We start from the raw sequence: 24,099 nt of genomic DNA, 5'->3' as shown, positions 1-24,099 counted from the left end.
GCCTTTTGCCTATGTCTGGGTGGAGGAGGGTTGAAAAGTTCCAGCAGGGGTTGAATTTCGTGTGCATCATGCACAGAAATTCAACCCTTTAAAGCCCCCTCTTAACTGCGAAGGTTTGCCTGGAATTTCTCTTCCAGCACTTCCCGCACTTTCTGGTGGATGGGTTCTACATCCTCATCAGTAAGGGTGCGATCGCCCGCTCGATAGATTAGCCGGAAGGCCAAACTGTGCTGACCTGCGGGAACCTTATCCCCTCGATACTCATCGAACAGCTCCACCGATTCCAGCAGGGGCTTACCCACTTGTTCTACCGCACGCTCAATTTCTGCCACCGAGAACTGAGTTGGTGCAAAGAAAGCAATGTCGCGATCGGTTGCCGGGAATGACGAGTAAGTCTGGAAGACGGGAGTTAAGTTCGTCTCCTGATCCATCTGATTCAACAATTGATCTAGCTCCAGCTCGAAAGCATAGACCTCATCGGGCAACCCCCGCTCCTGGCGTACTTGAGGATGTAACTGACCAAAGCGCCCCAACAGCTCACCGCCGACCCATAAGGACGCGGTACGCCCAGGATGTAGAAGAGGATTGCGGCGATCGGGTTGATACTCCACTTCAACACCCAACCGACGGAAGACACTTTCCAATACACCTTTAGCTTCGTACCAGGTCATTGGCTGCTCGCGCCCGCTGCGGACCCAACGCCCCTGGCTTGCATCGCCGCCCAGAATCCCGGCAACGCGATCGGCTTCCATCAGGCCATCTTCGTCTTGCCAGAAGACACGGCCAATCTCATAGGCGTTGAGGGGGCCATTCCCTTGCTCCAGGTTGTACTGGAAGGCATCAATCAGCCCCTGCAACAAGTCAGGCCGTAGGGCGGAGTACTCAGCGAACAGCGGATTGGTCAGCACAACCTGTGAGTCGCCGTCGGGTTTACCGACGGAATAATGCACCACTTCTGTTAAGCCCACCGCTCGTAAAGCCTGGTGAACAGCCCGGGTCAGTTCCTGGTCTACCGGCAGATAGCCGGGCTCGGTTTCCTTTGGCAGGGTATCAACAAATTTATTGAATCCGTAGAGTCGGGCTACTTCTTCGACCAGGTCAATCTCTCGCTCCAAATCGCGGTAGCGGTAAGGAGGAACGGTTACTGTCCAGATCGTGCGATCGGGGGTGATGGGAGTGAGCTGGCAACCGAGAGCTGTCAGTGTGCGCTCAACGTCCTCGGCCTGAAGTTCGCCGATTACGGAGTCACCTTCATCGGGGTCGCCTAATTCAACCGGGCCCAACACTGCATTCACACGCTCTAGACGTAGCTCAATGGTGCGGGTTGTAGAGGCTTGTCCAGCGGTGGCATCGGCGATCGCCTGGCTATCTGGCGTTCCCCCTGCCAACTCGCTAATTAAAGCCAGTGCTCGACGGCAAGCTAGCAGCAACTCTGCCGGGTTAACCCCCCGCTCATAACGTGCAGAAGCTTCTGTCCTTAATCCTTGAGACCGAGCCGACCGACGGATCGCAACCGAGTCGAAGAAAGCCGCTTCCAGCATCAGGTTGACGCTACCGCTATGCACTTCGCTGTCTTCGCCACCCATGACCCCGGCCAGAGCTACGGGGCGATCGCCCGCAGTAATTAACAATGTCTGGTCGGTCAGCGTCCGAGATTGGCTGTCCAGAGTGGTCAGGCTTTCTCCGGCATGGGCTGTGCGTACACCAATGGTGAGGTTCTGGGTGTTGGCGATCGCGCGCAACCGATCCGCATCAAAGGCATGGAGGGGCTGACCCCATTCCAGCAACACATAGTTGGTGATATCCACCACGTTGTTGATGGGACGTGTGCCAGAGGCCAGTAACCGACGCTGTAGCCATTCAGGAGATGGGGCGATCGTCACCCCTGAGATGAGTGTACCGATGTAGATGGGGCAGGCTTTGGTGTCCTCAATCTTTAAAACCAAATCGTTACCAGCTTCGGGAAGTGGCGTAGCTGGGATTTCTGGCAACTTGAGGGTGGCTCCCGTGATAGCAGCGATCTCCCGGGCAATTCCGACAAGGCTTAAGGCATCAGCTCGGTTCGCGGTGGAGGTTAAATCTAGAATGACGTCATCCAGACCCAGTAAAGGTCGTACATCCTGGCCAGGGGTCAAAGTTTCCTGAGGAAAAATGTGAATCCCGTCTGATTCCTTCGCTAATCCCAACTCGGCCAGAGAGCAGATCATCCCGGCTGAGGGAACGTCCCGTAGTTTACGAGGGCGAATTTTTAGGTCAATGGTGGGCAGGTAGGTGCCAACGGTCGCGACAGGCACGTAGATATCCGCCCGGACATTAGCCGCTCCACACACGATCGTGGACGGCTCTGCGGCTCCAATATCCACCTGGCAAACACTCAGACGATCGGCATTGGGGTGTTGCTCACGGGCTAAAACTCGCCCCACGACGACTCCATCCGCCCAGGTGCGACGATCTTCAATATCTTCGACTTCAAACCCTGCCATGGTGAGCGCTTCCGCAAGCTCTTGGGGGGTCATGGAGATATCGACCAGTTCTCGCAACCAGTTTAAAGAAATACGCATGTCTAACCGTTCCAGAAATTTTGAGAGAATCGCCTCCGGCGGCCTCCCGGTTAAGGGGGTGGGGAACCTGTGCAAAGCGCCAAAAACCGCACCTGTACTTGCCTACCCGTTAAGATTGTATCGTTTTGTTGAGGTCAAATCTCACTCGCATGTCGATATCCAGCAATTCTCATTTTGGAAGCCAGCCTGAAGACTGCTCGTTCCAAGCGAGCAGTCTTCAGGCTTTAAAGCTCATAATTAAGAATGGCTGGTCGACATCCTCTCAAGAAACTACCCTTTGCTGGGTATGAGCGGGAGTTGAGAGTAATTACCCTCAACTCCCGCTCATACCCAGCAAAGATACTTGTTTGTGTCCTATTTCATTAAGTGAGCCGCTGCCCATTTAATCGCTTTTCAAACTGCTTCTAAATGTAGCCTGGGTTTATTAGCTAAAAAACTTGTTGATTGGTCGAGACGCTAGCGCAAAGCTCCCTATAGATCTCAGTAGATCTATTTAGGAATCCTCAATGTTTTTTAGGGACAAACTAAATATAGTTGACTTTGCCTTTCGTTAGGCACCCTATAAGACGGGGGAACCCCTACATGGGTAAAGTTGGCAAGCAAATGAATTATAGCGTTCTCACCCGCTTATAGTACACAGTGGTTGTAATGGGGGGTGAAACACCTCGTTTGCCACACTCCACTAATATCTAACAGCGCTTTTCAATCGCTTAAAATCCGGTTGTTTTTGTGAGAGCCTCATGGAGCGCGGCTCTCACAAAAACAACCGTGGCTGATTCAAGCGCAAAGCGCTGTTAGATAACTGAAATTGCTACGAGAGAATATTGTCTTTAGTTTTCCTGACAAGCCACGCAATACCAAACCAACATGAAGCGGTATAGGAGATGTGGCGTTTAATATAAAAACGATATAGAAGGCTTAAAAATTCTGGAATAGCTACCCGGCTTACTGGAGAACAGAACAGAGAGTTTATAATTAGTCTGGAGAGTATTTGAAGCGTGAATTTCCACTTAACTGCAACGGCAAATTAACCCTTCCAATGCCCTTTAATACCGTGTTTCGCCAAATTCAAGTAAATTTAGATACAAAGTATTCAGTGAGGGGCATCAACCTCTGGTCTAGAGGGTGTTTTTCTGTTAGACAGTGCAATACGTCGCTGTTTTTCCTAGGTAAAACTGGGAAGATCTGAGTGGCTGTTTTGAATGTTTAAGTCAAAGTTGCATCGTATCTTTCCTGATACGAATTCCGCAGGGAAGCGCAAATCCTGAGTATATCTCTGGGAACACTAGAAAAAAGACCGGAAGGTGCTTCTTGCTGAAATCCGCTCAGAGCCTATCTCTTGAAAGGATTTCGCCCTTAGTTTGGGATGCAAGGTTGATGCTTTGATACAGGTCGACTCCGTGAAAACATGGGCTTTTATCGGGATTTTAATTAAATCCTGGTCAACTTTAACAAGTCTTCAACGGATGTCCCGAAAGAACAGCACGGCCTGCTGTTGCTAATAGAAGGATAATCATAGATAAAGGTGTCAATCTTCGAAACGAGATGACCTCCCGGCGATCGAGCATACAGAGTGAAGCCGAATGAGCTACTGCCTGAACCCAGCCTGTCCCAACCCTGAGAACTTGCTCGACACAGAGCTATGTCAAGCCTGTGGATCCAAGCTATTATTACGCGATCGCTACCGCGTCCTCCAGGAGCTAGGTCGCGGAGGGTTTGGGGCAACCTTCCTAGCTAAGGATGAGTCTTTGCCCGGTAGTCCCTACTGCGTTATCAAACAGTTACGGCCTGCTGTCTCTTCTCCTAACGTGCTTCAAATGGCCCGTGACCTCTTCCGACGAGAGGCAAAGACCCTGGGTAAAATCGGTAACCACCCACAGGTCCCCCGGCTATTAGACTATTTTGAATCCAATCAAGAATTTTATCTTGTTCAAGAATATATTAGTGGCTCAACCCTGCAGCAGGAAGTAAAGAAGAATGGGCCTTTTTCTGAGGCCGGGGTGAAGCAGTTCTTAAGTGAGGTGCTGCCGATGTTGCAGTACATTCACTCCAGTCAGGTGATTCATCGGGACATCAAACCCGCCAACCTGATCCGCCGCAGTCAAGATAAAAAACTAGTACTGATCGATTTTGGCGCTGTTAAAGATAAGGTCAGCCCTACCCGAGCCAATGCCTCAGAGCAAACGGCTTTGACGGCCTATGCTATCGGTACGCCGGGCTATGCGCCTCCTGAGCAGATGTCCATGCGTCCGGTCTATGCCAGTGATATTTATGCGGTTGGGGTTACCTGTGTTTACTTGTTGACGGGCAAATCACCGAAGGATTTAGACTACGACCCCACCACGGGCGAACTCATGTGGAATCGCCATGTGCATGTCAGCGAGCATTTCGCGACCGTGCTGCACAAAATGCTAGAAATGTCGGTCCGGCATCGCTACCAGAATGCCAATGAAGTGCTGCGGGCGTTAGATTTGGAGCCCTATCTGGATAGCCTGGCTCAAAGTATGGTGAAACCTGCGGCGCGCTCGAACTCGCTACGGAACGATAGTGCTCCTTCGTCCGGCGATTTGAGTGGTAGCCTCTTCCCGTCCTCCCCGTCGGCCCGCATGGCAGCAGCAATTCGAGCACGCCAGCAAAAAAATGGGATGGATTCTACGGGTATGACGGGTGGGTCTATTCGTCGGGGCCCCGCTGCTACCCCTCGTGTCACGACCACTACCCTGGAACGTCGCAATTCCATTCCGCCTAACAATGGCGACAACTCTAGCGGAAACTCAAAACCCAAACTCACAGCGGAAGATGTAGTTTTGGCCTACACCAAAGGGCGGCGGGACTTTACCTTCCATGATTTGAGTTCGCTAAATTTGGCCAGGGCTACTCTGACGGGGGCAAACTTCCACCAGGCTCGCCTGCATAAAATCAATTTACAGGGAGCCAACCTGTTCAATTCAGATTTTGGACGAGCTGGGCTGAGCCATGCGCAACTTAAGGATTCCAACCTGGCGCGGGCCTACTTGAGCCACGCCGATCTTCAGAATGCGGATTTGCGGGGAGCAGACCTCAGCTATGCCTATCTAAGCAATGCCAACTTGAGAGGGGCGAACCTCTGTGGAGCTAACCTCACCGGGGCGAAGATTACAGATGCCCAGTTGGCCCAGGCTCGGACGAATTGGGGGACCACACACCCCAGCGGTAAGCGTGGCATCTGGTAGTGCCCATTCCAGGATGAAGCCGTGCGATCGCATGGCTTCATCCTGGAACACCTGGTAGCTTAGATAAGCTCCTTTAAATTCCAACGTTATGGCAGATCCGTCTCAGACTCCACGTTCTTCCGCGAGATTGTCTCCTGAAAAGTATGCCCGTTTGCGGGAAGAAGCTCGTGCTCCTTACCGGGGCTTGCGGATGTTTATGTACCTTGTGTTTGGTCTCTCCGGATTTGTGGGTGGGCTGGTGTTTCTGGCCCAAATCCTGGCAGGTCGAGATGTGATGGGGGCGCTTCCTAATTTCGCCCTACAAGTGGGGGTTGTGGCTCTAATGGTCTGGTTGGCGAAAGTAGATCGAGCGATCGCCCGCAAAGAACGGGAAAAGGCCACCTCTGAGCGATGAACGACTGAAAACGGAAGAAAACATTAAAGCTGGCGAGTATGTTCACAAATTGCTGCAATCTATAAAAAGTTAATACGGGGTCATCCTTTATAAAGACCCTGACTTTTACCTCTCTCTATAAATAAAGGGCACCAGCATCGTTTAGAGGCTGGTGCCTTTTGACTTTTAGCGTTGCTCAGGATGCTTTCAGGGATGGGGGTGCTGCACTAAAGTCAACCTCAATGGCCTGAAGCTGTTCTGGGGTGGGGTAGGGCACGTGCAGCCATTGCCCGGCCAAGGTTTCCCACCAGTGGGGATCGTGGGGTAGGGAGGCGACCTGAATGGTACGGCACCCTACAAACCAGGCTCCAATCAAATCGGTGTGAAGGCTGTCCCCAATCACCACAACAGCCCGAGATCGAAGCCCCATCTGCTTAAGAGCTTTCCAGAAGCCCCAGGGCAGAGGTTTACGCGCTGGGCTAAGGGCCGGTATGTCTAAGCGCAGCATCCAGTAATTGATGCGGTGGCGGCGCTTGCCATTGGAGAGGATGCAAAAGCGCAGCCCTCGTTGTTTAGCCAGTTGAATCCAATTCTCAATACCCGGGGAGAGGTAGCGATCGTCCTCAGTCACAATAGTGTTATCCAAGTCTAGAATGATGCCCTGAATTCCAGAGCGGACGAGATCGTTAATGTCGATGTCTGCGACCGTTGGGGCAAAACTTGGCGTGCTGGTAGCCAGCGTAGGCCGCTGGAAAAAACGGTATGGGATACCTGCGCAACTCGCGTTACGAAAAGGACGAAAGAGACGCATAAGGATGGTATTGGGAACTGGTTAAAGAACACCCATTTTGGCAAGGGCTAAAATTCCCGTTGTAACCACAATCCAGGAAACAACGGTCAGTAGAATTGGCAGATCACTCAGTAAAACCTCGTCAGGGCGCTCGGTACGGGCAGAAATGCTGCCCTCAAGCCGTTGCCGCCGCCGGATTTCCTTAGGGTCACTGAGAAACTGATACCGGAAAATGCCGTAGAGAACAAAGGGTACGGTGAGCAACATCCAGGATGTCGATGCACCTCCCACTTCAGGGCCAGAACTCCAGAGAGTGTAGGTAAGAATGGCCCCGGCGGTTACAACACCTTCCATTCGCTGCAACAGAAATAGGGAGTAGCGGCGCAGTACAGCACGGGAACTGCCACCCTTGGCAACCGCCAATCGCATCTCGGCCTTGCGCTTCTCAATTGCAAGAAACAAGGCCAACATGGCAGTACAGAGCAGGAACCAGGAGGAGAGGGTGATGCTCGTTGCAACCCCTCCTGCTAAGGCCCGTAAAACGAAGCCGCTGGCGATCGCAATCACATCCAACACAACGGTGTGCTTCAGCCGCAGATTGTAGGCCACCTGCAAAACGGCATAGCAGGCCAGCACCACCGAGAGCATAGGTGTGTAGAGACCGCCAACCAGCAACGCTCCGCCCATCAAAAGAATGGCCATGGTGATGGCGGTAGGAATGCTGATTAAGCCAGCGGCAATAGGGCGTTTGCATTTGACGGGATGCCGACGATCAGCTTCGACATCCATCAGGTCGTTAATCAGATAAAAGCTACTTGAGATGCAACAAAAGAGGGTAAATGCGAGAAGGCTTCCAGAAATGGTTCGCCAATTAATTGCAAAGGCAAACAAAGGAGCGGCAAAGATAATGAGGTTTTTAGTCCATTGGCGTGGTCTGAGCGCCTTGAGATAAGCCACCCAGATACCAGAGGCATAGACCTTCTTGTGACTTGGTTGAGGATCTTCTGAACTCGGCAGCGAACCTTTAGGTTTTGAGGAAACCATAGGTCGGAACCCCCTGTTTTGTTTGCTCAATAGCCTACGTAATTTCCCCGAAAGAGATCCAACGGTATTGCGCAGCTTCATGTAATCTTCAAAAACAGGTGAGGGAAAAAATGGTTACTTTTTAGTTCGTCCTATGCATAAAAAAGTAGCTTCTATATCCTTTTAAGGAAAGTTTTTAAGGCGCTAATTTGTTGCCAACAGAACTTTTTACTTAGAGATGAGGTGGTATTGCAAGAAGATCCGGTTGAGTCGAAAGCTTTGTAAGACAAAGGGTTTGCGCAATACGTACAAAGTTTTACTGCTGGTTTTAATGAAATAGTTCATTCTAAAATTCAAGCAAAAAGATGATTAAGTTGTTTTTGATACAAAATCTTAGATGGTAACGCTCAAACATAGAAAATTTAAGGGTGTTTGTGATGTTACTGGTCGATATGCAAATTGTTTTTGTAGTCCCTTAAAACACAATCATTCTGAATTTTTATTGTGAATTCCTTATAAAGCACATCTAAAAAACTATTGACAATAAAAAATAGGCTGCTTACGATGCATCAAACCGTTTTAGCGGGTAGTGAGTATCCAATATCTGCCGTTAGATGAAGAGTGTTCTAAATGTTGGCGTTAGTGCCTGTTGTTTGGTTCGCTGGTTGGAATTTGCATTGGCTTAAGATTGAAAGCTAAGTTTTTAAGAAACTTCAGGTGATGGTCTTGCATTGATCGTGTTGTTTCTGTAGAGCTGCAACGTGTTGCAAATACTCACCTGATGGCTTGTCCAAGCTTAGCCTGGAAACTACTGTTTATGGTGGTTTTTAACGCTCTCGGTTTGTTGTGTTTTTCGAACTCTCAACTGCTTTTCCCCTTGACCAGGAGCTGCGCTATGGTTTTGGAGTCTATTCTTTCGAACCGTAAAAAAGGTGCCTTTTATCGGGGCATCAATACGATTACAGCTCGTCATGAGTTTGGGTTACTTGCATTGATTCTGGTAGGTTTTCTTGGGGTTATAACGATGCTGTCTGCGCAGCTTTGGCCTGTGTGGATGGATGAGGTGTTGTTGACTGACCCAGCAGCTAATTTGTTCTTAGGAAATGGGTTTACTTCGTCTGCCTGGTATTACCAAACGCGGGATGAGGTTTGGGCCTGTAATGCGCCACTTTATGCGCTGTTGTTGTTTCCCTGGCTTAAAGTATTTGGGCTACAGGTCGCGACAACTCGTTTATTAAATTACGTCCTTATATCACTTTCGATGGTCTTGATCTGGTGCGCTGTGTATCGGCTCAACCTGGTTTCGACTACGCGCGATCGCTTCATCCTAATTGCCCTCATTCTCTGTAGCTATGGAGTAAGTTTTACTTACCTGTCAGGCCGTTATGACTGTCTTGCGATCGCTCTCTTTTCAGGCTTGATGCTGGCCTATACGTTTCCATCATCGCTGCCTCGAACGGCTGTGTTTTTGGGGATTGGATTTTTGATTCCATTGGCTGGTTTTCATCTGCTTCCTTATGGGGTCATTTTGGCGGCGTTACTGTTTCCCTTTTTGGGAAAACCCGTTCTTAAGGCAGGCATTCCGATTGGCGTTGGCATGGTGTTGGGATTGGGCGCAACGGTTTTTCTTTATGCACAACAGGGTGTTCTGGATACCTTTATTGAGACGTTAGGTGGGCATACGTTGGGTGGTCTTGACGTGGTGCCTGATTCGGCAAAGGATGCCGGTGTGGGCCAAAAAATGATGTTTGCTCTGACGAATCTGGGGCCGATTTTGGTAAGCCGATTCGCGGGCATTGGGGAATGGTATTTCCAGGATGGGAGTTTTGTGTTGTTGATGGCTGGGGCGATCGCTCTGGCTTCAATTCAGCGAATTAACCAGACGTTTTATTGGCGATCGCCTTTGGGGTTTGGGTTGTTGGCAGGAGTTGTGGTTCCCTTATTGATGGGTTTGGTGCGCAACTATCCCAAATACTATGGTTGGATGGGAATTATTCCGTTGGTGATTGGAATAAGCGCGGCGTTGGTTGGGGTGCGGGGTTCTGCATTGAAGAAGCCTGGGATTTTGTGGGTGGCTGTGCTGTTGATCGCTTCGAGTATTCCGGGGTTGCCAAATCGGTTAGTGCCGGGGCTATTGCATTGGCAGGATCGCGATTATCAACGCGTTGAGCAGTTTGTGCAGGCGAATATTGCGGCGGATGAGGTTGTTTATAGTGATTTTGCGCCTTATTACGCGATTCGGAAGCGGGTGGATACGGTGTTATTTCCGTCTTATTTGGATGTGATGTCAGATGAGGACAAGCAACAGTTGACAACGTTGCTTTTGGAGCTGACTCAGGAGCATAAAAATTATCAGGATATTAATTTGTTTGAGCAAATTGGGGGGGGCTGGTATGAGACGAATGCTCGGTTAGATACAAGTCAATTTCAACTGCGGATTTTTAAGCGGAAGGCAGCTTAGGCCGCGTTTTGAGGTTGTTTAAGAAGTTCAGGACTTATACATTTATGTTGTGTGATATGCGCAGCAACCACACAACATAAATGCGTCAAATATGGTGAGCTTGCGTAGGTTCTAAAGTTATTAAGAGGGTTGTTTTTTGTGCCTTTGAGCATGGAAAATCAACCCTTTCGGATGGGTGTGTCTGGATGATGGGGTCTTAGGGAAATCTGTCGCTTGGGGGCGCTCTGCCCCCTAAACCCCCAAGCTGGAGGACAAAGCGCCGTTCCCCAGACCCCCTTGCGCAAGGGAATATCGGTGTGTGTGAATGTGGCGCTTTGCATCAGTGGGTTTTAAATTAGGTTTATGCGCCGTTGGTACGGAGTTTTTGTGGGATGAATTTTATAACGCTGGAAGAGAGTGTGGAAGCTTTGCTCCTACACTCTCTTCTGTCTCAGAAATAGTTGTGGGCGAGGAATTTGGGTGCCCATGACATTTAGGGGAAATCGATGCAATATAGAGCTTTGAACAATCGCATTAGTTTTTCACCGGCCTGGGGATTTTTCTCAACCTAAACCTGGAGTTGTGACCTCCCGCGCCTCAGGGTTGCTGCTACCTCGTGTTCTTTTGCTGTCAGCTTTCCAGCCGGGAAGTCTGGTTTCTATGTCTTTAAAAAAAATAAGAGCTAAGGATGGTGTCGCTTGTGGGCGGCGGTTCTTTGGCCTGGATAAGCTTTGTAAGTTTTCTGGATTGTTGGTGGTTTTGGGAGGATGTTTTTTCCCTGGAACCGCTGTTATCGCTCAACTTCCTTTAGAAGCCGATAACACTCTGAATAATCCAAGCCAGGTGGTTCCCTTTTCACCGATAGACTTTGGCATTGTTGGAGGCGATCGCCGCGGTTCTAACCTCTTTCATAGCTTCCGTGAGTTTAATGTCAGTGAGGGAGGAAGTGTCTACTTCGGGACGGATGCAGGGGTCGCTAACATCTTGACTCGGGTTACAGGTGGCAATGGTTCCCAAATCCGAGGTGTTTTGGGGGTAGTGGGTAGTAATGCAAATTTGTTTCTGCTCAACCCCAATGGTATTCTCTTAGGCCCCAATGCTCAGTTGGATTTGCGAGGATCGTTCCTGGCTAGTACGGCAGAGGGTTTTCTCTTTGCCAATCGGGATAATTTCAGCGCATCAAATCCGCAACCGCCGGGGTTGTTAAGTGTGAGTGCGCCGATTGGGTTGCAATATGGCGATCGCCCTGGCAACATCACCAGCTATGCCACATTTTTAGCGGTGGATTCAGGCCGCAGTCTGGTGCTGGCTGGTGGAGCCGTACGATTGGATGGTTCGTCTCTGGCCTTTCAGTTCCCCAACGGAGGAAGGCTGGAATTAGGTTCTGTGAGTGGGGCGGGGGTTCTGCCATTACGGGTGCAAGGCCATAACCTGGCTCTGCGTCCTCCTGCTACAGGGCTGGAGCGGGGCAGAATTACCATGACCAATGGTTCAACCCTGGATGCTCGGGCTCAAACTCAGGGGGCGATCGCCCTCTATGGGGGCAATATCAACATTTTGGAGGGGAGTGCGCTGCTCTCCGCTCTCACACCGGGGTCGGCGTTGCCTGACCTGAGAGGGGGCAATATCACCATCAATGCCACAGGAACGGTCAGGGTAGTGGGGCCGGATACGCGTATCGTAGCTGACGTTCAGGCGGGCGCTCGAGGGGATGCTGGAGATATCACCATTGTGGCGCAGAACCTGAATGTGCTTGAGGGTGTGCAACTCAATACCAATATGTACGGTGCTGGAAGTGCAGGCACCGTTCAGTTGATTGGAGGCGACCGCATTCGTATCGATAACAGCACTGTCTCCAGTCAGCTGATGGATGGAGCCGTGGGGCAGGGCGGAAATGTGGGAATTGCTGCCAATCGGCTCTGGGTTGTCAATGGTGCCGCTCTGTCTTCCAGCAGCTTTGGTACGGGGGATGGGGGGGCTGTTCAGGTGTTGGTAGGCGATCGCACGGTCATCGATAATAGCTCGTTGAATAGTGAAGTGAGTGGCAATGCTCAGGGTGATGGAGGCGATGTCTCCATTGCCACAGGGTCGCTGCGAGTTCTGAATAATGCTCAACTGAGTGCAACCACCTTTAGCCAGGGGGATGCCGGAGATGTGTTGATTCAGGCACGGGATAATGTGCTCTTTGACCAGGCCTTTGCCTTCAGCCGGGTGAACCGTGCGGGGGTGGGGGAAGGTGGTAATGTGGCGATCGTCAGTGGCTCGGTGACGGTACTCAATGGCTCTCAATTGATTGCGGATAGCCAGGGGCGAGGAAATGCAGGCAATGTCTTTATTCAGGCCCGTGATCGCGTCCTCTTTCAGGGCACCAGCCCCAATGGTCAGCTTGCCAGTGCCGCCTTTACAGATGTAGATCCGGAAGGGGTGGGTCACAGCGGCAATATTGGCATTCTGGCGAATACTCTGGAGTTGCGAGATAGGGCTTCGCTGACCGCTAGCAATGCGAGTACTGGGGATGCCGGAAGTGTGATTTTGGGGGTGAGCGATCGCATTCTGCTTGATAATGCTGCCCTGGCTAGTGAACTGGAATCGACAGGGCGGGGCCAGGGGGGGAATGTTGTCATCGGTACGGGCGATCTCACTCTGCGCAACGAAAGCCGAGTTTTGGCTCAGACCCGGGGCATGGGTAATGCTGGCAACGTAATTATTGACGCAGAAAACCTGCATGTCCTGGAAGGAAGCCAGGTCATCGCCCAGAGCGAAGGCATGGGAAATGCAGGATTTATCTTAATTAACGCACGGGGAAATGTGGTCTTTGACGGGGCCAGTGCTGACGGCAGCTTCGCTAGTGCTGCATTTACCCGAATTGGGGAAACCGCTGTCGGTCAGGGGGGCGGCGTATTCATCAGTGCTGAGTCTCTTCGTGTGACGGGAGGGGGGCAATTGATTGCCGATACCCTCGGGACGGGAGATGCGGGGGCCGTGTTTCTGCAAATACGGGGGCCGGTGCAGTTTGATGGAGCCAGCCCAAATGGGCAGTTGCTCAGCGGCGCCTTTACGAGTGTGGCGGAAGGTGCCAACGGTAATGGCGGCAATGTAGCCATCCAGGCAGGTTCGCTGACTCTCCAGAATGGAGGCCGACTGGTGGCCGACACCGAAAGCGACGGTAATGCGGGCAATGTGATCATCGAAACTCAAGGGCCGTTGCGTGTGATCGGCACTAACCCCATCAGCGGCAACAGCAGCGCCATTTTCAGCGAGGGCTTCGGTAACGCAGGTGGCAATGGGGGAAATGTGATTATTTCGGCAGATTCTCTGGATATTCGGGATGGAGGTGCCCTGGCAGTACGGGCGTTTGGTTCTGGCAATGCGGGCAATATTATTGCCACTGTTGGCTATCTGACCTTGACCGGTGGCAACATTTCCGCTGAGAGCCTGGGAACGGGCCGGGGGGGGCAGATTGCGATCGCCGCCGATCATCTAGTTCTGGACGATGAATCCACCATTAGCACACAAACTAACAGCACCAATGGCGGCAACATTGCGTTAGCGGTGGATCGAGCGCTGGTGCTGCGACGAGGCAGCTTAATTTCCACAGAAGCCGGACGGGCAGAGGGCTCGGGCAATGGCGGCGACATCTTCATTGACGCCGATTTTGTGGTGGGCATCCCTCAAGAAAACAGTGATATTGTTGCCAATGCCTTCGAAGGAAGTGGTGGAAATATTGCCATCGCAACTCAGGGCATTTTCGGCCTGGAATATCGACCTGAGCTGACTGAGCTGAGTGACATTACAGCCAGCTCTCGCTTTGGCTTAGATGGGACGGTTGTGGTGGATACTCCCGGTATCGATCCAGTTCAAGGCCTGGTCGCATTACCGAGTGGGGTCGTGGATGCCTCTGACCAGATCGGTCAGGTGTGCCCCACGGGGCCAGCCGCCGCAGAGAGGCTGGGGCGTTTTGTGGTCACGGGTCGTGGTGGATTGCCTCCCAGCCCTCTAGACCCTTTGGAATCTGATGAAGTCGAAGCAGGTTGGGTGTCTCAGGATGAGGTGCGCGATCGCCCCTCTATGCCCACCCCAGAACCTCACTCTACTCAACCCACACCCGCAATCACCGAAGCGGAAAGTTGGGTTCGGGATGCTCAGGGTAACATCTACCTCGTTGCTGGGGCCGCTCTGGGCCTACCGTCCTTGGCGGAAAGGGGGGGCACGTGTCCTCAAGTGCATTAAAGTGGGTCCGATTCCGGTTAAGGCGAGCGATGCGATCGCTCCTTTATTCCTGGCTGGCAATTCTCACAGCAGTGCTTTGCCTCACCCTACCGGGTCTTGCTCAAATTTCACCGACTCAAAATCTTGCAGCCCAACCGTCTGACCCATTAACCCAGAGTCGTCAATTTTACGAGGCAGGACGCTATGCGGAAGCAGCTGCTTTGCTAGAACCCCTATCCCAGTCAAGCAATGGGCTGGCTGCTGCGATCACCTTCAGTAACCTTTCCCTCATTTATCAGCATCTGGGCCAGTGGGAAGCGGCTGAACGCGCGATCGCCACCAGCTTAGAACACCTGCAAGCTCTACCTGAAGAAACGGCAGTCCGAGCTCAGGTGTTAGAGGTTCAGGGACAGCTCCAGTTCCATCAAGGCCAGGTTGAAGCCGCTCTGGCAACTTGGGAACAGGCAGCAGCTCTCTATAAGGCTGAGGGCAATGGTGAGGCGGCTCTCCGATCCCAGCTCAATCAGGCAGAAGCCATGCAGGCTATGGGGATGTATCGGCGAGCAGTGGCATACCTGACCGAACTACGGCAATCCCAGGTGAGCCAACCAGATTCCCCCCAGCAGATGGCAATTCTCCGCAACCTGGGAGATTCCCTGCGGGTTGCAGGCGATCTCCAACAGGCAGAAGCCGTTTTGCAGGAGAGTTTGACCATGGCCGAGCGGTTGTCTCTAACCGAGGCGATCGCCCGTGCTCACCTGAGTCTCGGTAATGCCTATCAATCTCGGGGCGATCGCAAAACTGCTCTGGCTCATTATCAGCAGGCAAGCTCCACTTCCAATCTGACTCTGCGCACTCAGGCAGAACTCAATCAACTGCACGTCCTGTTAGATCTGGAACGGTGGGCCGAGGCTCAAGCCCTCATTCCTATGCTGGCAGAGCAGGTGGACCAAATGCCCACCAGTCGCGCCGCCATCGATGCCCGTGTCAGTCTGAGCCATAGTCAACTCCGCTTGCCCAATGCCCAGAATCTGGAGGCTGTGGCGCGATCGCTTGCCACGGCTGCTCAGCAGGCCGAGAATTTACAGGATAAGCGGGCTGAGTCCTATGCCCTGGGTACGTTGGCAGCCCTTTACCAGAAGACGGGGCAACTGGACGAAGCCCAGACCCTCACCGATCGGGCTTTGCTATTGGGAGGGCAGGTCAACGCTCCGGAACTGCGCTACCGCTGGGAGTGGCAGTTGGGCCAAATCCTCAAGCAAAAGGGCGATCGCTCTGGGGCGATCGCGGCTTATACCCAGGCGATCGATACGCTTCAAGTGGTGCGCCGTGACCTATCCGCCATTAACCCAGAAGCGCAGTTTTCCTTCCGCGACAGTGTGGAACCCATCCATCGAGAATTGGTGTCGCTGCTGTTGGCTCCCGACGCCACACCGACCCAGACAGACCTGGAACAGGCCCGGTTCACCATTGAATCCTTGCAACTGGCAGAGCTGGACAACTTCTTCCGCGAAGCTTGTCTGAATGCTCGGAAGGTGCAGATTGATGCGATCGACTCCCACGCAGCGGTGTTTTACCCGATTATCTTGAGCGATCGCCTGGAGATTATTCTTTCTCTTCCTGCTCAACCCCTACGCCACTACTCCACCCCGATTTCTGCAACTGAGGTTAATGCCCTCATCACCCGCTATGTTCGCCAGTTGCGTGACCCACGCTTCAGCCAGCGCACCGGCCCCGATAGCCAGCAGGTGTTTGACTGGCTGATTCGTCCAGCTCTGGAGGATCTGCGGGTCAATCAGGTTCAAACCCTCGTGTTTGTGTCGGATGGTTTGCTGCGCAGCATTCCGATGGGGGCGTTGTTAAATAGCGATCGTTACTTGATTGAAGACTATGCTGTGGCTCTGGCCCCTACCCTGCAATTGCTGGAGGCGAGTTCTTTGTCAAAGGAACCCCTGACAGTATTGATGGGAGGCCTGAGCCAATCGCGCCAGGGCTTCTCTCCATTGCCGGGAGTGAAGGATGAGCTGTCTCAATTGCACGCGATTGTTCCAGGAGAAGTCATTCTAGATGAAGCATTTACTGATGAAGAATTGCGGGCGGCGATGGATGCAGTGGACTTCCCAGTGGTACATCTGGCTACGCATGGCGAATTCGGCTCGACTGAGGAAGATACGTTCATCCTCACCTGGAACGATCGCCTCAACATCAATGAAATGAATACGTTGCTGGAAGCAACCGATCTCAATCATCGCCGCCCTATTGAGCTGCTCGTGCTCAGTGCTTGCCGTACGGCAGTCGGAGACGATCGCGCTGCCCTTGGCTTAGCTGGGGTAGCCGTCCGTTCTGGCGCCAGAAGCACCCTCGCCTCGCTGTGGTATGTCAGCGACGAAGCAACCTCACGCCTAATGGTGCGCTTTTATCAAGAACTCTCGAAGGGGGGCATCACGAAAGCAGAAGCCCTACGCCAAGCACAAGTTGCGATGATCCACGACCCCAACCTGGTTATCTTCAGCCGTCCATACTACTGGAGTGCCTTTGTCCTGGTGGGTAACTGGCTATAGCCCTACAGCATTTTCTGGCCCTATAGCCTTATAACGCTGTGCAAATGCGTTAAGTACAGCAACGGTGGTGTGGGGCACTTCGTACCCCACACCACCGTACTTAATCAACGTGCACTGTACTACATACAATCTGGTTAACCTCAACTCTCTTAAGCCAAACTCAGGCTTGTTAAGAGAGTTCAATTTTTGAAAAGCTGTGCTCTGCACAGCTTTTCAAAAATAAAGGGTTTGAAACATGACTAAACAGCCTCAAAAACAAATGTAGCTCCCTTTGCTAAACCCCTTAAAGAGGTGTCACAAAAAGAACTACAATTTGCAGACTGATTGACTTCAAGAAACAGAGGATTGTTAAGCAATACCTTCAGCTGTACCTACAGCGGCCAAAGCGGTTTGATCTAAGCAAGCTTGCTCCAAGTTTGCTCTATCTAAATTAGCTTTGGAGAGGTTTGCAGAGGTTAAATCTGCATGAGTCAGATTAGCCCCAATCAAGACGGCTCCGGTGAAGTCAGCCCCTGTCAAGTTTGAGTGACTGAAGTCTACATTTCCCAACGTTGCATTTCGAAAATCTGCGCCGCTCAGGTTAGAACAACTCAAGTTTGCGCTGGTTAGATTAGCCCCGTTGAAATTTACATTTCTCAGGTTCGCGTTTCTGAGCCGGGCAGCAATCAAGTTGAGCCGACTAAAGTCACGCTGTCCTGCGGCATATCGGCTTAAAAGCTCGTGGATATTCATTGGGATAGCTCAAAGATTCGGCGCGAACAAAACTTACTGGTAGCGGAAACGTTGTCTCCGCTGTCTATGCTTTGCCACGGCTTTCCGCTTAGCTTTCTCTAGCGGAGTCTCGAAGTGTCTCTTTTTCTTGACGTCCTGAAGAATCCCAGCCTTAGAAACTTGACGCTTAAAGCGTCGTAGTGCCGACTCAATTCCTTCATTTTCTCCCAAAATTACCTGGGTCACTCTGCATCCTCCTCCGAATCAACATTTAACAGCGGTCACGTGAAAGTTATAGCTTAAAAGCCTATAACTACCAACAGAACTAGAGCCAAAAGAGATGGAGACCGCTTGTCGGGTATTTTACCCAATTCCAAGGCAGTAATCCTTCCCTTTTGGCTCAAAACTTTAGCTTAGTAGCGACGGTCGTTACGACGATTTCCGCCGCCACCGCCACTCCAGCCGCCGCCAGAAGAGCCACGCTCTTCCCGGGGTCTTGCTTTGTTAACTTTTAGATCGCGGCCCATCCACTCAGCACCATCCAATGCGTCGATCGCACTGGCTTCCTGAGCTTCTGTTTCCATTTCTACGAATGCAAAACCGCGGAATCGCCCGGTTTCACGATCCATAGGGAGCTGAACACGCTTAACCGTGCCGTACTCTGCGAATGCCTGTTCAAGATCTTCTTGGGTAACTTGGTAGGCCAAATTTCCAACGTAAATCGACATGAGATTCCTCCGAATCAAGAGAGTGTAGAGAAGCTAGATCCGGAGAAAACAACATTTGCTGTAATAAACAAATTGGAGTTCCAGAACCCAAAACCATCTTTACGCTACGACTATAACACAGCCAACGGAACTGTAATATTCTGTAAAATTTCGTGAGGTCTCCTGGCAAGAACGTGCGATCGCCCTTCCCCATAGGTAAGTTCAAACTTACTGTTTTATTCTATACACCCCAGGAGTTCCTGCTTCAAAAACGAGGAATATAGCTAAATAAGCGCACCTCCTACTGCCTAAGAACAAAACATACCTTACATCAGCGTCAATTTCAAATCAGCTAAATGGCCTGTTTTTGTATGCGCAAAGCATACGCAGAAACAGTTTTTATGGCTGTGCAGCTCACGTTCGCCAAAAAACTTAGCCCAGCCTCAGGTTTCGTTGTTCACAATTTAAGGCTATTTTCCCTGAAAATTTCGGCAATATTTAGTGTAGAGCATTAATCTTTGATTATGTTTTTTGTGGGAAGTGCAAGTTGAATATCCTCTTTTCTGTTACTAGAGATAGCAAAAAAGAGAGTGAATAGACCTAAACACATAACTCTTACAATAAGGTACGAAGTTCCATATACATCCTTCGTACCTTATTAGATCGGAAAACGCTTTAGAATGCGTTTACTCTTAGCGTTATGCACATCCTATATTTGGGTTTTATGTTAATGAATAGCTACCAGAATTTTTGTAAGGTCGTAGCTCCTACAAAAAAACAAACTCAACTTTTTGGGTAGGTAATTAGAATTAATAGGACCCAAAAGGCTATGCCGCCCGCGTCGTGGGCGGCATAGCCTTTTGGGTCCTATTAATTAGGCTGAGCTACTTAGCACTGGATACCCGGTACTAAAAATTGATAGGACGCTAACTATTATTGGCAAGAAGCGCTTCTATATCGGCTTCCAGGTTAGATTTAGTCTGCTGAAATTCCTGGCCCAGGTTTTGCAGCAGGTCTTCATCCATACATTCGCGAATGGTGTCAAAGATCTCACTTTCTTCTTCTTCGATATGGTGCATCATGGCATCTTTCAGATCCATGATCATGTCAGCGAAATCTTCGTCGCCGGGTTCCATTGCCTTCATCTGCTCCAACATAACTTTGACGGAGGTATGCTCTTCCTCTGCCTCTTCGATGTATTGGGCAGTTTCTTCGAACTCCCGCATTGCTGGATAGAAGACAACTTCTTCAGCCTGGGCGTGAAGATTTAATGCTTTATAGATTTGCTTAAAGCAATCTTGTAGTTTTTTCCCTTTTGCCTTTTCAGCCTGCTCAAAAAGTTGTTCAGCTTGCCGGTGATCAGCTTCGATCAGGGAAAGAATATCAGTTGCTGCTTGTGATTTAGCCATGGGTCCACCTCGTCATCTGAATAATCAGTGTCTAATCCGATGCAACATAGAGGGTGTTTGAAAAGTGTGTATTTCGTTCTCTACACGCACGAAAAACAACCCTGTCAGGGTGTCTTTTCAAACGGCCTCGTAGGCTAATTCTTCAGATTAGCTTGGCTTAAGAGTCTCACTAAAGCCCCCTTAAAATCCTCATTCTTTTGACTGAGTTACTATTTCGCCTAAATGCAAAATAATTGATCCTTTCCTTAGGCAGACCTGAATTAAAGTTATCGCTTCCATTAGACAGACGAAAGTTAATAGTAGACTTTTTAGGATCGGTGAGTCAGTGAGTGGGGGGTTGACTTATTCATGAGCCTCATGTTTCTTGATGAACCCAAGACACTTGCTACACAATCACAAAGCCCATACATTTCTATTTTTATGTCGACCTATCGGGCTAGTGCGGAAGTGCTTCAAAATCCCATTCGCTTTAAGAATTTACTGCGGTAAGCAGACACCGATTTGCAAGCCTATAGCCTTCGCTCTACAGATATCAATAATCCTTTGGAGCCAGCCCAAGATTTAGATCGCTTAGAATTTTAGGAGCGTCAAAATGAAGGACTTGCGCTTTTTATTGCGTCTAATTTCTTCCGGTATTACTGTTTGCCAATAACATTTTTTGAGCAAGATCGAGAGGTAGCGATCGCCCACTACTTCGAACTCACTAACACGGGTTGTACCTCTACTGACCTGAAAGAAACCGTTTCATGTGCCTTGTTCAGGCGCATTGAGGAGTTGTTGGTAGCAGTCGGTGTAACAACGGGGCCGTTTTGGCTCCGACAACAACGAGCTGACTGTTCACAACGAAGCAGAACCTGGTCATGAAAATTTGCTCAATGCTGCTACCTAAACCCTGCTAAATGGTGGAACTGTGTATGCCGTTTCACCCGAACAGGTGCCCGATGCCACATCTGTGGCTGCTGTCCTTCGTTGTTAATCAAGGAGAATCCTAAATGAATACTACTCAAGGGGACGATCGCTCTACTCAAAACGAGTCCCAATCTCAAGCTGTGCAGCCCGAATCAGGAGCTGTAGAGGATCGAGAACTACGGCAAGACATTCGCCAGAGTTCTCCTACAAACCCACGGGTTGAGGATAAGAACGAAGAGGCCATGGAAGAGCCTTAAGCGCGATCGCTGTTCACATTTAGAACATCAGGAAAGGGTTGGGGATTAACCCCAACCCCTTGGTTTAGGTAGGGACGTTTCCAAACCGAAATTTGCTTATGCCTTGGCTTAAATGAATCCGTCTCGTACCAAAGCCCCTAAGGACCACAAATAAAACACCCTGTAATTCCTTTGTGGGAGTGACGGTTTTGCCGTCACTCCCACAAAGGAATTGCAGGCTATTAAATGCACAATTCTATAGAATCCCGGCACTAAAGCACTTGTCTAGCATCCGTTGCATGCTGCTATCCAGAATGTCTGGTGTCAATTCTTCAATGGAAAACCATCGTCCCTGCTCTACATCCGTTGCGGGAACGATAGGTTGTGATTCCGTCAGACACAGATAGCGGATGTCAAAGTGCTGATGGGTAGGGTAGGGCGGTCTGGCCGGAATAGGATGGACGTCCACATCGAAAAGCTGAGCACGAGATGAGGCGACGGCCAATCCCATTTCCTCTGCCACTTCTCGAAGGGCGGCGGCAAGAATATCTGTTTCGCCAGGGTCAACATGGCCTCCAGGCTGCAACCACCGTTGTAAGCCCTTGTGAAAAATGAGGCCGACCTGCCGAGTGTCTACTGCCACAACCCAGGCGCTTGCAGTGATGTGACCTGGAGAATAGCGATCGCGATCCAGGGGATCGTCACAGGTTTCGATTAACTGCAAAATAGTGTCTTGATGACTGGCTTCTATCTCGTTTGCAGGGATATGGTGTTGAATCGCCTCCGCTAACCTCTGGCGAATTATTGGGCTTAATTTTGCCATGATAGTTAACTCTATTTTTCTGCAGCATTTCCCGATTCAATAAAGTATGAGAGGGCTGTGAGACTTCGTTTCACACCTCCTCCTGTACTTTATAGACTGTGCATGCTGTTTGTAAATTTTGCTAGGGATAAAGGCTTATATAGTTGCCCTGAAAATTATCCTTCTAAATTCGGGTATTTCTAGAGATCCTGCCAGGGGGAACGCCTATTGGCGTACTTCAGAGGAGTGATGTATGGAGTGAGTGGTCATTGCTCTTTCAGAACGGATATTTGATTTTATGGGCATTGATTTTACGACTATTGAAAGAGGAGTTTGATAATAGCAGTTCTTAGACTGTTTCTGTACAGACCACACGGAGCTTACAGCGATGGCGGTTTCTCCAATTGACATTACGAAGGCTTTAGGTGGCATGGATTTTCCCGCATCTAAGCAAGAACTCGTGGATCATGCTAATGGAAAAAAAGTAGATAAAGAAGTGCTGGATCTGCTGAAGCGCTTGCCTGACCAACAGTATGAAACCATGCGAGATGTTGAGCACGCTTACAGTGAAGTTCGTTAGCTTTTCCCCTGTCACTTCGAATTGCTATAGACGCGACTGAATTAAAATTCAACCCTTCCCAAAGAGCAAAAAAGCCTCGGATTCTCCGAGGCTTTTTCTTATAGCAATATACAAGTGCGTTAAGTACAGCAACGGTGGTGTAGGGCACGAGGTGCCCCACACCACCGTACTTAATCAACGTTCACAGCGCTATATATACGGACGCTTTAAGAGGAGGCTTACTCTTCTAAAAAGGCAGTCTTGAAAGGCGTATTTTTCATACTTGTTTGATACGAAAAATACATCTTCCCAATAGGTTTAGCCTCGCATCTTTTCAGACCATACACGGGTGGGTAGGCCCCAGACGTAGATGAAGCCTTCGGCGGCCTTGTGATCGAATTGATCCTCAGCACCATAGGTTGCCAGGTCAGGGGTGTAGAGAGATGTTTCAGACTTACGACCGACAATGGTGGCATTGCCCTTAAACAGCTTCACTCGCACCGTACCCGAAACCCGCTCCTGGGTTTGTTGAACAAAGGCGTCCAGTGCACCCTTTAGGGGGCTATACCAGAGGCCGTTGTACACCAACTGAGAATAGGTTTCTTCGATACCACGCTTGTAGTGGCTAACATCGGCTGTCAGAGTTAAGCTTTCCAGATCGCGGTGCGCCTGGATTAGCACCAGCAGAGCGGGAGCTTCATAAATCTCGCGAGATTTAATCCCTACGAGACGGTTTTCAACCATGTCGATGCGGCCGACGCCATGGTTACCCACATGCTCATTCAACTGACCTACCAGATCCAGTGGTGCTAAGAACTGGCCATTCAGGCTGACGGGAATGCCACGCTCGAAGCCAATCTCGATATAGTCGGGCTCGTTGGGGGTGTCGGCGATCGCCTTCGTCATCGCATAAATTTCTTCCAGAGGCTCTGTCCAGGGGTCTTCTAAGGGACCAGCTTCAATACTGCGGCCCAGTAAGTTGCGGTCAATGCTGTAAGGAGACGATTTCTTAACAGGAGCCGGAATGCCAAACTGCTCACCATACGCAATGGTTTGCTCCCGGCTCATACCCCATTCCCGTGCGGGGGCGAGTACCTTCAGGTTAGGGTTAAGGGCCGCGATGGATACGTCAAAGCGCACCTGGTCGTTTCCTTTACCCGTGCAACCATGAGCTACGGCATCGGCACCGTACTTTTCGGCGGCCTCTACCAACAGCTTTGCGATCAAAGGACGGGCTAGAGCTGTTGAAAGAGGATAGCGGTTCTCGTACAGAGCGTTCGCCTGGATCGCAGGGAATGCGTAGTCCTTAATGAAGTCCGCTTTGGCATCCGCAACCAACGAAATAGATGCCCCAGAATCTTCGGCTTTCTTCTGAATAGGTCCTAATTCTTCTCCCTGACCCAGATCTGCCGCCAGGGTAATCACTTCTTTCACACCCCACTCTTCTTTGAGATAGGGAATACAAACGGAGGTGTCCACCCCACCCGAATATGCCAGTACGACCTTTTCGGCGCGACCCATGATACCTGAACCTGAGAGAAATACAACCTTCCCATTATCAAATGAATTGGCACAAATTCTGTTCACCAAGTACGGA

The 24,099-nt window shown here is 50.5% G+C and carries 16 protein-coding genes; 7 read left to right on the top strand and 9 right to left on the bottom strand.

All coding sequences use genetic code 11. The features are described from left to right. Window positions 1-101 precede the first annotated feature (101 nt). The gene (gene pheT / locus H6F91_RS18285; RefSeq protein ID WP_190773333.1) at window positions 102-2,561 is read right to left on the bottom strand and encodes a phenylalanine--tRNA ligase subunit beta; all 2,460 of its coding nucleotides are present in this window, start codon (window positions 2,559-2,561) and stop codon (window positions 102-104) included. Window positions 2,562-4,144: 1,583 nt separating this feature from the next. Here pheT and H6F91_RS18280 point away from each other — a divergent pair. Together H6F91_RS18280 and H6F91_RS18275 are read left to right on the top strand one after the other, a co-directional pair. Continuing rightward, complete coding sequence (locus H6F91_RS18280) at window positions 4,145-5,773, top strand: serine/threonine-protein kinase (RefSeq protein WP_190773334.1); 1,629 nt, start codon at window positions 4,145-4,147, stop codon at window positions 5,771-5,773. 88 nt (window positions 5,774-5,861) lie between these two features. Next, a complete protein-coding gene (locus H6F91_RS18275) occupies window positions 5,862-6,167 on the top strand; it encodes a DUF3493 domain-containing protein (protein WP_190773335.1) in 306 nt (101 codons plus the stop codon). A gap of 175 nt (window positions 6,168-6,342) precedes the next feature. Here H6F91_RS18275 and H6F91_RS18270 read toward each other — a convergent pair whose 3' ends face one another. Both H6F91_RS18270 and H6F91_RS18265 read right to left on the bottom strand, forming a co-directional pair. Beyond that, entirely contained in the window at window positions 6,343-6,957 is a 615-nt protein-coding gene (locus H6F91_RS18270) for a YqeG family HAD IIIA-type phosphatase (protein WP_190773336.1), read from the bottom strand. Between the two features lie 21 nt (window positions 6,958-6,978). Further along, window positions 6,979-7,980, bottom strand: coding sequence for a decaprenyl-phosphate phosphoribosyltransferase (locus H6F91_RS18265; protein ID WP_190773337.1), 1,002 nt, complete (start codon window positions 7,978-7,980; stop codon window positions 6,979-6,981). A gap of 874 nt (window positions 7,981-8,854) precedes the next feature. On the opposite strand from H6F91_RS18265, the gene H6F91_RS18260 reads away from it, so the two are divergent. The 3 genes from H6F91_RS18260 to H6F91_RS18250 all read left to right on the top strand — a co-directional run bounded on the left by H6F91_RS18260 (window position 8,855) and on the right by H6F91_RS18250 (window position 17,169). After that, on the top strand, window positions 8,855-10,420 hold the full coding sequence (locus tag H6F91_RS18260) for a hypothetical protein (protein WP_190773338.1): 1,566 nt from the start codon (window positions 8,855-8,857) through the stop codon (window positions 10,418-10,420). Between the two features lie 639 nt (window positions 10,421-11,059). After that, entirely contained in the window at window positions 11,060-14,629 is a 3,570-nt protein-coding gene (locus H6F91_RS18255) for a filamentous hemagglutinin N-terminal domain-containing protein (RefSeq protein ID WP_190773339.1), read from the top strand. A 29-nt stretch (window positions 14,630-14,658) separates the two neighbouring features. Continuing rightward, window positions 14,659-17,169, top strand: coding sequence for a CHAT domain-containing protein (locus H6F91_RS18250; protein ID WP_190773340.1), 2,511 nt, complete (start codon window positions 14,659-14,661; stop codon window positions 17,167-17,169). A gap of 348 nt (window positions 17,170-17,517) precedes the next feature. On the opposite strand, the gene H6F91_RS18245 is transcribed toward H6F91_RS18250, so the two are convergent. The 4 genes from H6F91_RS18245 to H6F91_RS18230 all read right to left on the bottom strand — a co-directional run bounded on the left by H6F91_RS18245 (window position 17,518) and on the right by H6F91_RS18230 (window position 19,996). Then, a complete protein-coding gene (locus tag H6F91_RS18245; RefSeq protein ID WP_190773341.1) occupies window positions 17,518-17,901 on the bottom strand; it encodes a pentapeptide repeat-containing protein in 384 nt (127 codons plus the stop codon). Between the two features lie 33 nt (window positions 17,902-17,934). Further along, on the bottom strand, window positions 17,935-18,126 hold the full coding sequence (gene rpsU / locus H6F91_RS18240) for a 30S ribosomal protein S21 (RefSeq protein WP_190773342.1): 192 nt from the start codon (window positions 18,124-18,126) through the stop codon (window positions 17,935-17,937). Window positions 18,127-18,293: 167 nt separating this feature from the next. Next, window positions 18,294-18,608, bottom strand: coding sequence for an RNA-binding protein (locus tag H6F91_RS18235; protein WP_190773343.1), 315 nt, complete (start codon window positions 18,606-18,608; stop codon window positions 18,294-18,296). 905 nt (window positions 18,609-19,513) lie between these two features. Next, a complete protein-coding gene (locus H6F91_RS18230) occupies window positions 19,514-19,996 on the bottom strand; it encodes a hemerythrin domain-containing protein (protein WP_190773344.1) in 483 nt (160 codons plus the stop codon). 992 nt (window positions 19,997-20,988) lie between these two features. Here H6F91_RS18230 and H6F91_RS18225 point away from each other — a divergent pair. Further along, window positions 20,989-21,162, top strand: coding sequence for a hypothetical protein (locus H6F91_RS18225; RefSeq protein ID WP_190773345.1), 174 nt, complete (start codon window positions 20,989-20,991; stop codon window positions 21,160-21,162). Between the two features lie 235 nt (window positions 21,163-21,397). On the opposite strand, the gene H6F91_RS18220 is transcribed toward H6F91_RS18225, so the two are convergent. After that, a complete protein-coding gene (locus tag H6F91_RS18220; RefSeq protein WP_190773346.1) occupies window positions 21,398-21,964 on the bottom strand; it encodes an NUDIX hydrolase in 567 nt (188 codons plus the stop codon). Between the two features lie 367 nt (window positions 21,965-22,331). On the opposite strand from H6F91_RS18220, the gene H6F91_RS18215 reads away from it, so the two are divergent. After that, window positions 22,332-22,523, top strand: a complete 192-nt coding sequence (locus H6F91_RS18215) for a DUF2795 domain-containing protein (protein WP_190773347.1) — start codon at window positions 22,332-22,334, stop codon at window positions 22,521-22,523. A 297-nt stretch (window positions 22,524-22,820) separates the two neighbouring features. On the opposite strand, the gene H6F91_RS18210 is transcribed toward H6F91_RS18215, so the two are convergent. Beyond that, the gene (locus tag H6F91_RS18210) at window positions 22,821-24,023 is read right to left on the bottom strand and encodes an argininosuccinate synthase (RefSeq protein WP_190773348.1); all 1,203 of its coding nucleotides are present in this window, start codon (window positions 24,021-24,023) and stop codon (window positions 22,821-22,823) included. Between the last annotated feature and the right edge of the window lie 76 nt (window positions 24,024-24,099).

The sequence above is a fragment of the Leptolyngbya sp. FACHB-8 genome (assembly GCF_014695575.1).
Taxonomy (GTDB): Bacteria; Cyanobacteriota; Cyanobacteriia; order Elainellales; family Elainellaceae; genus Vacuolonema.
The sequence above is the reverse complement of the archived record's forward strand: the minus strand, read 5'-3'. Positions and strand labels throughout refer to the sequence as shown.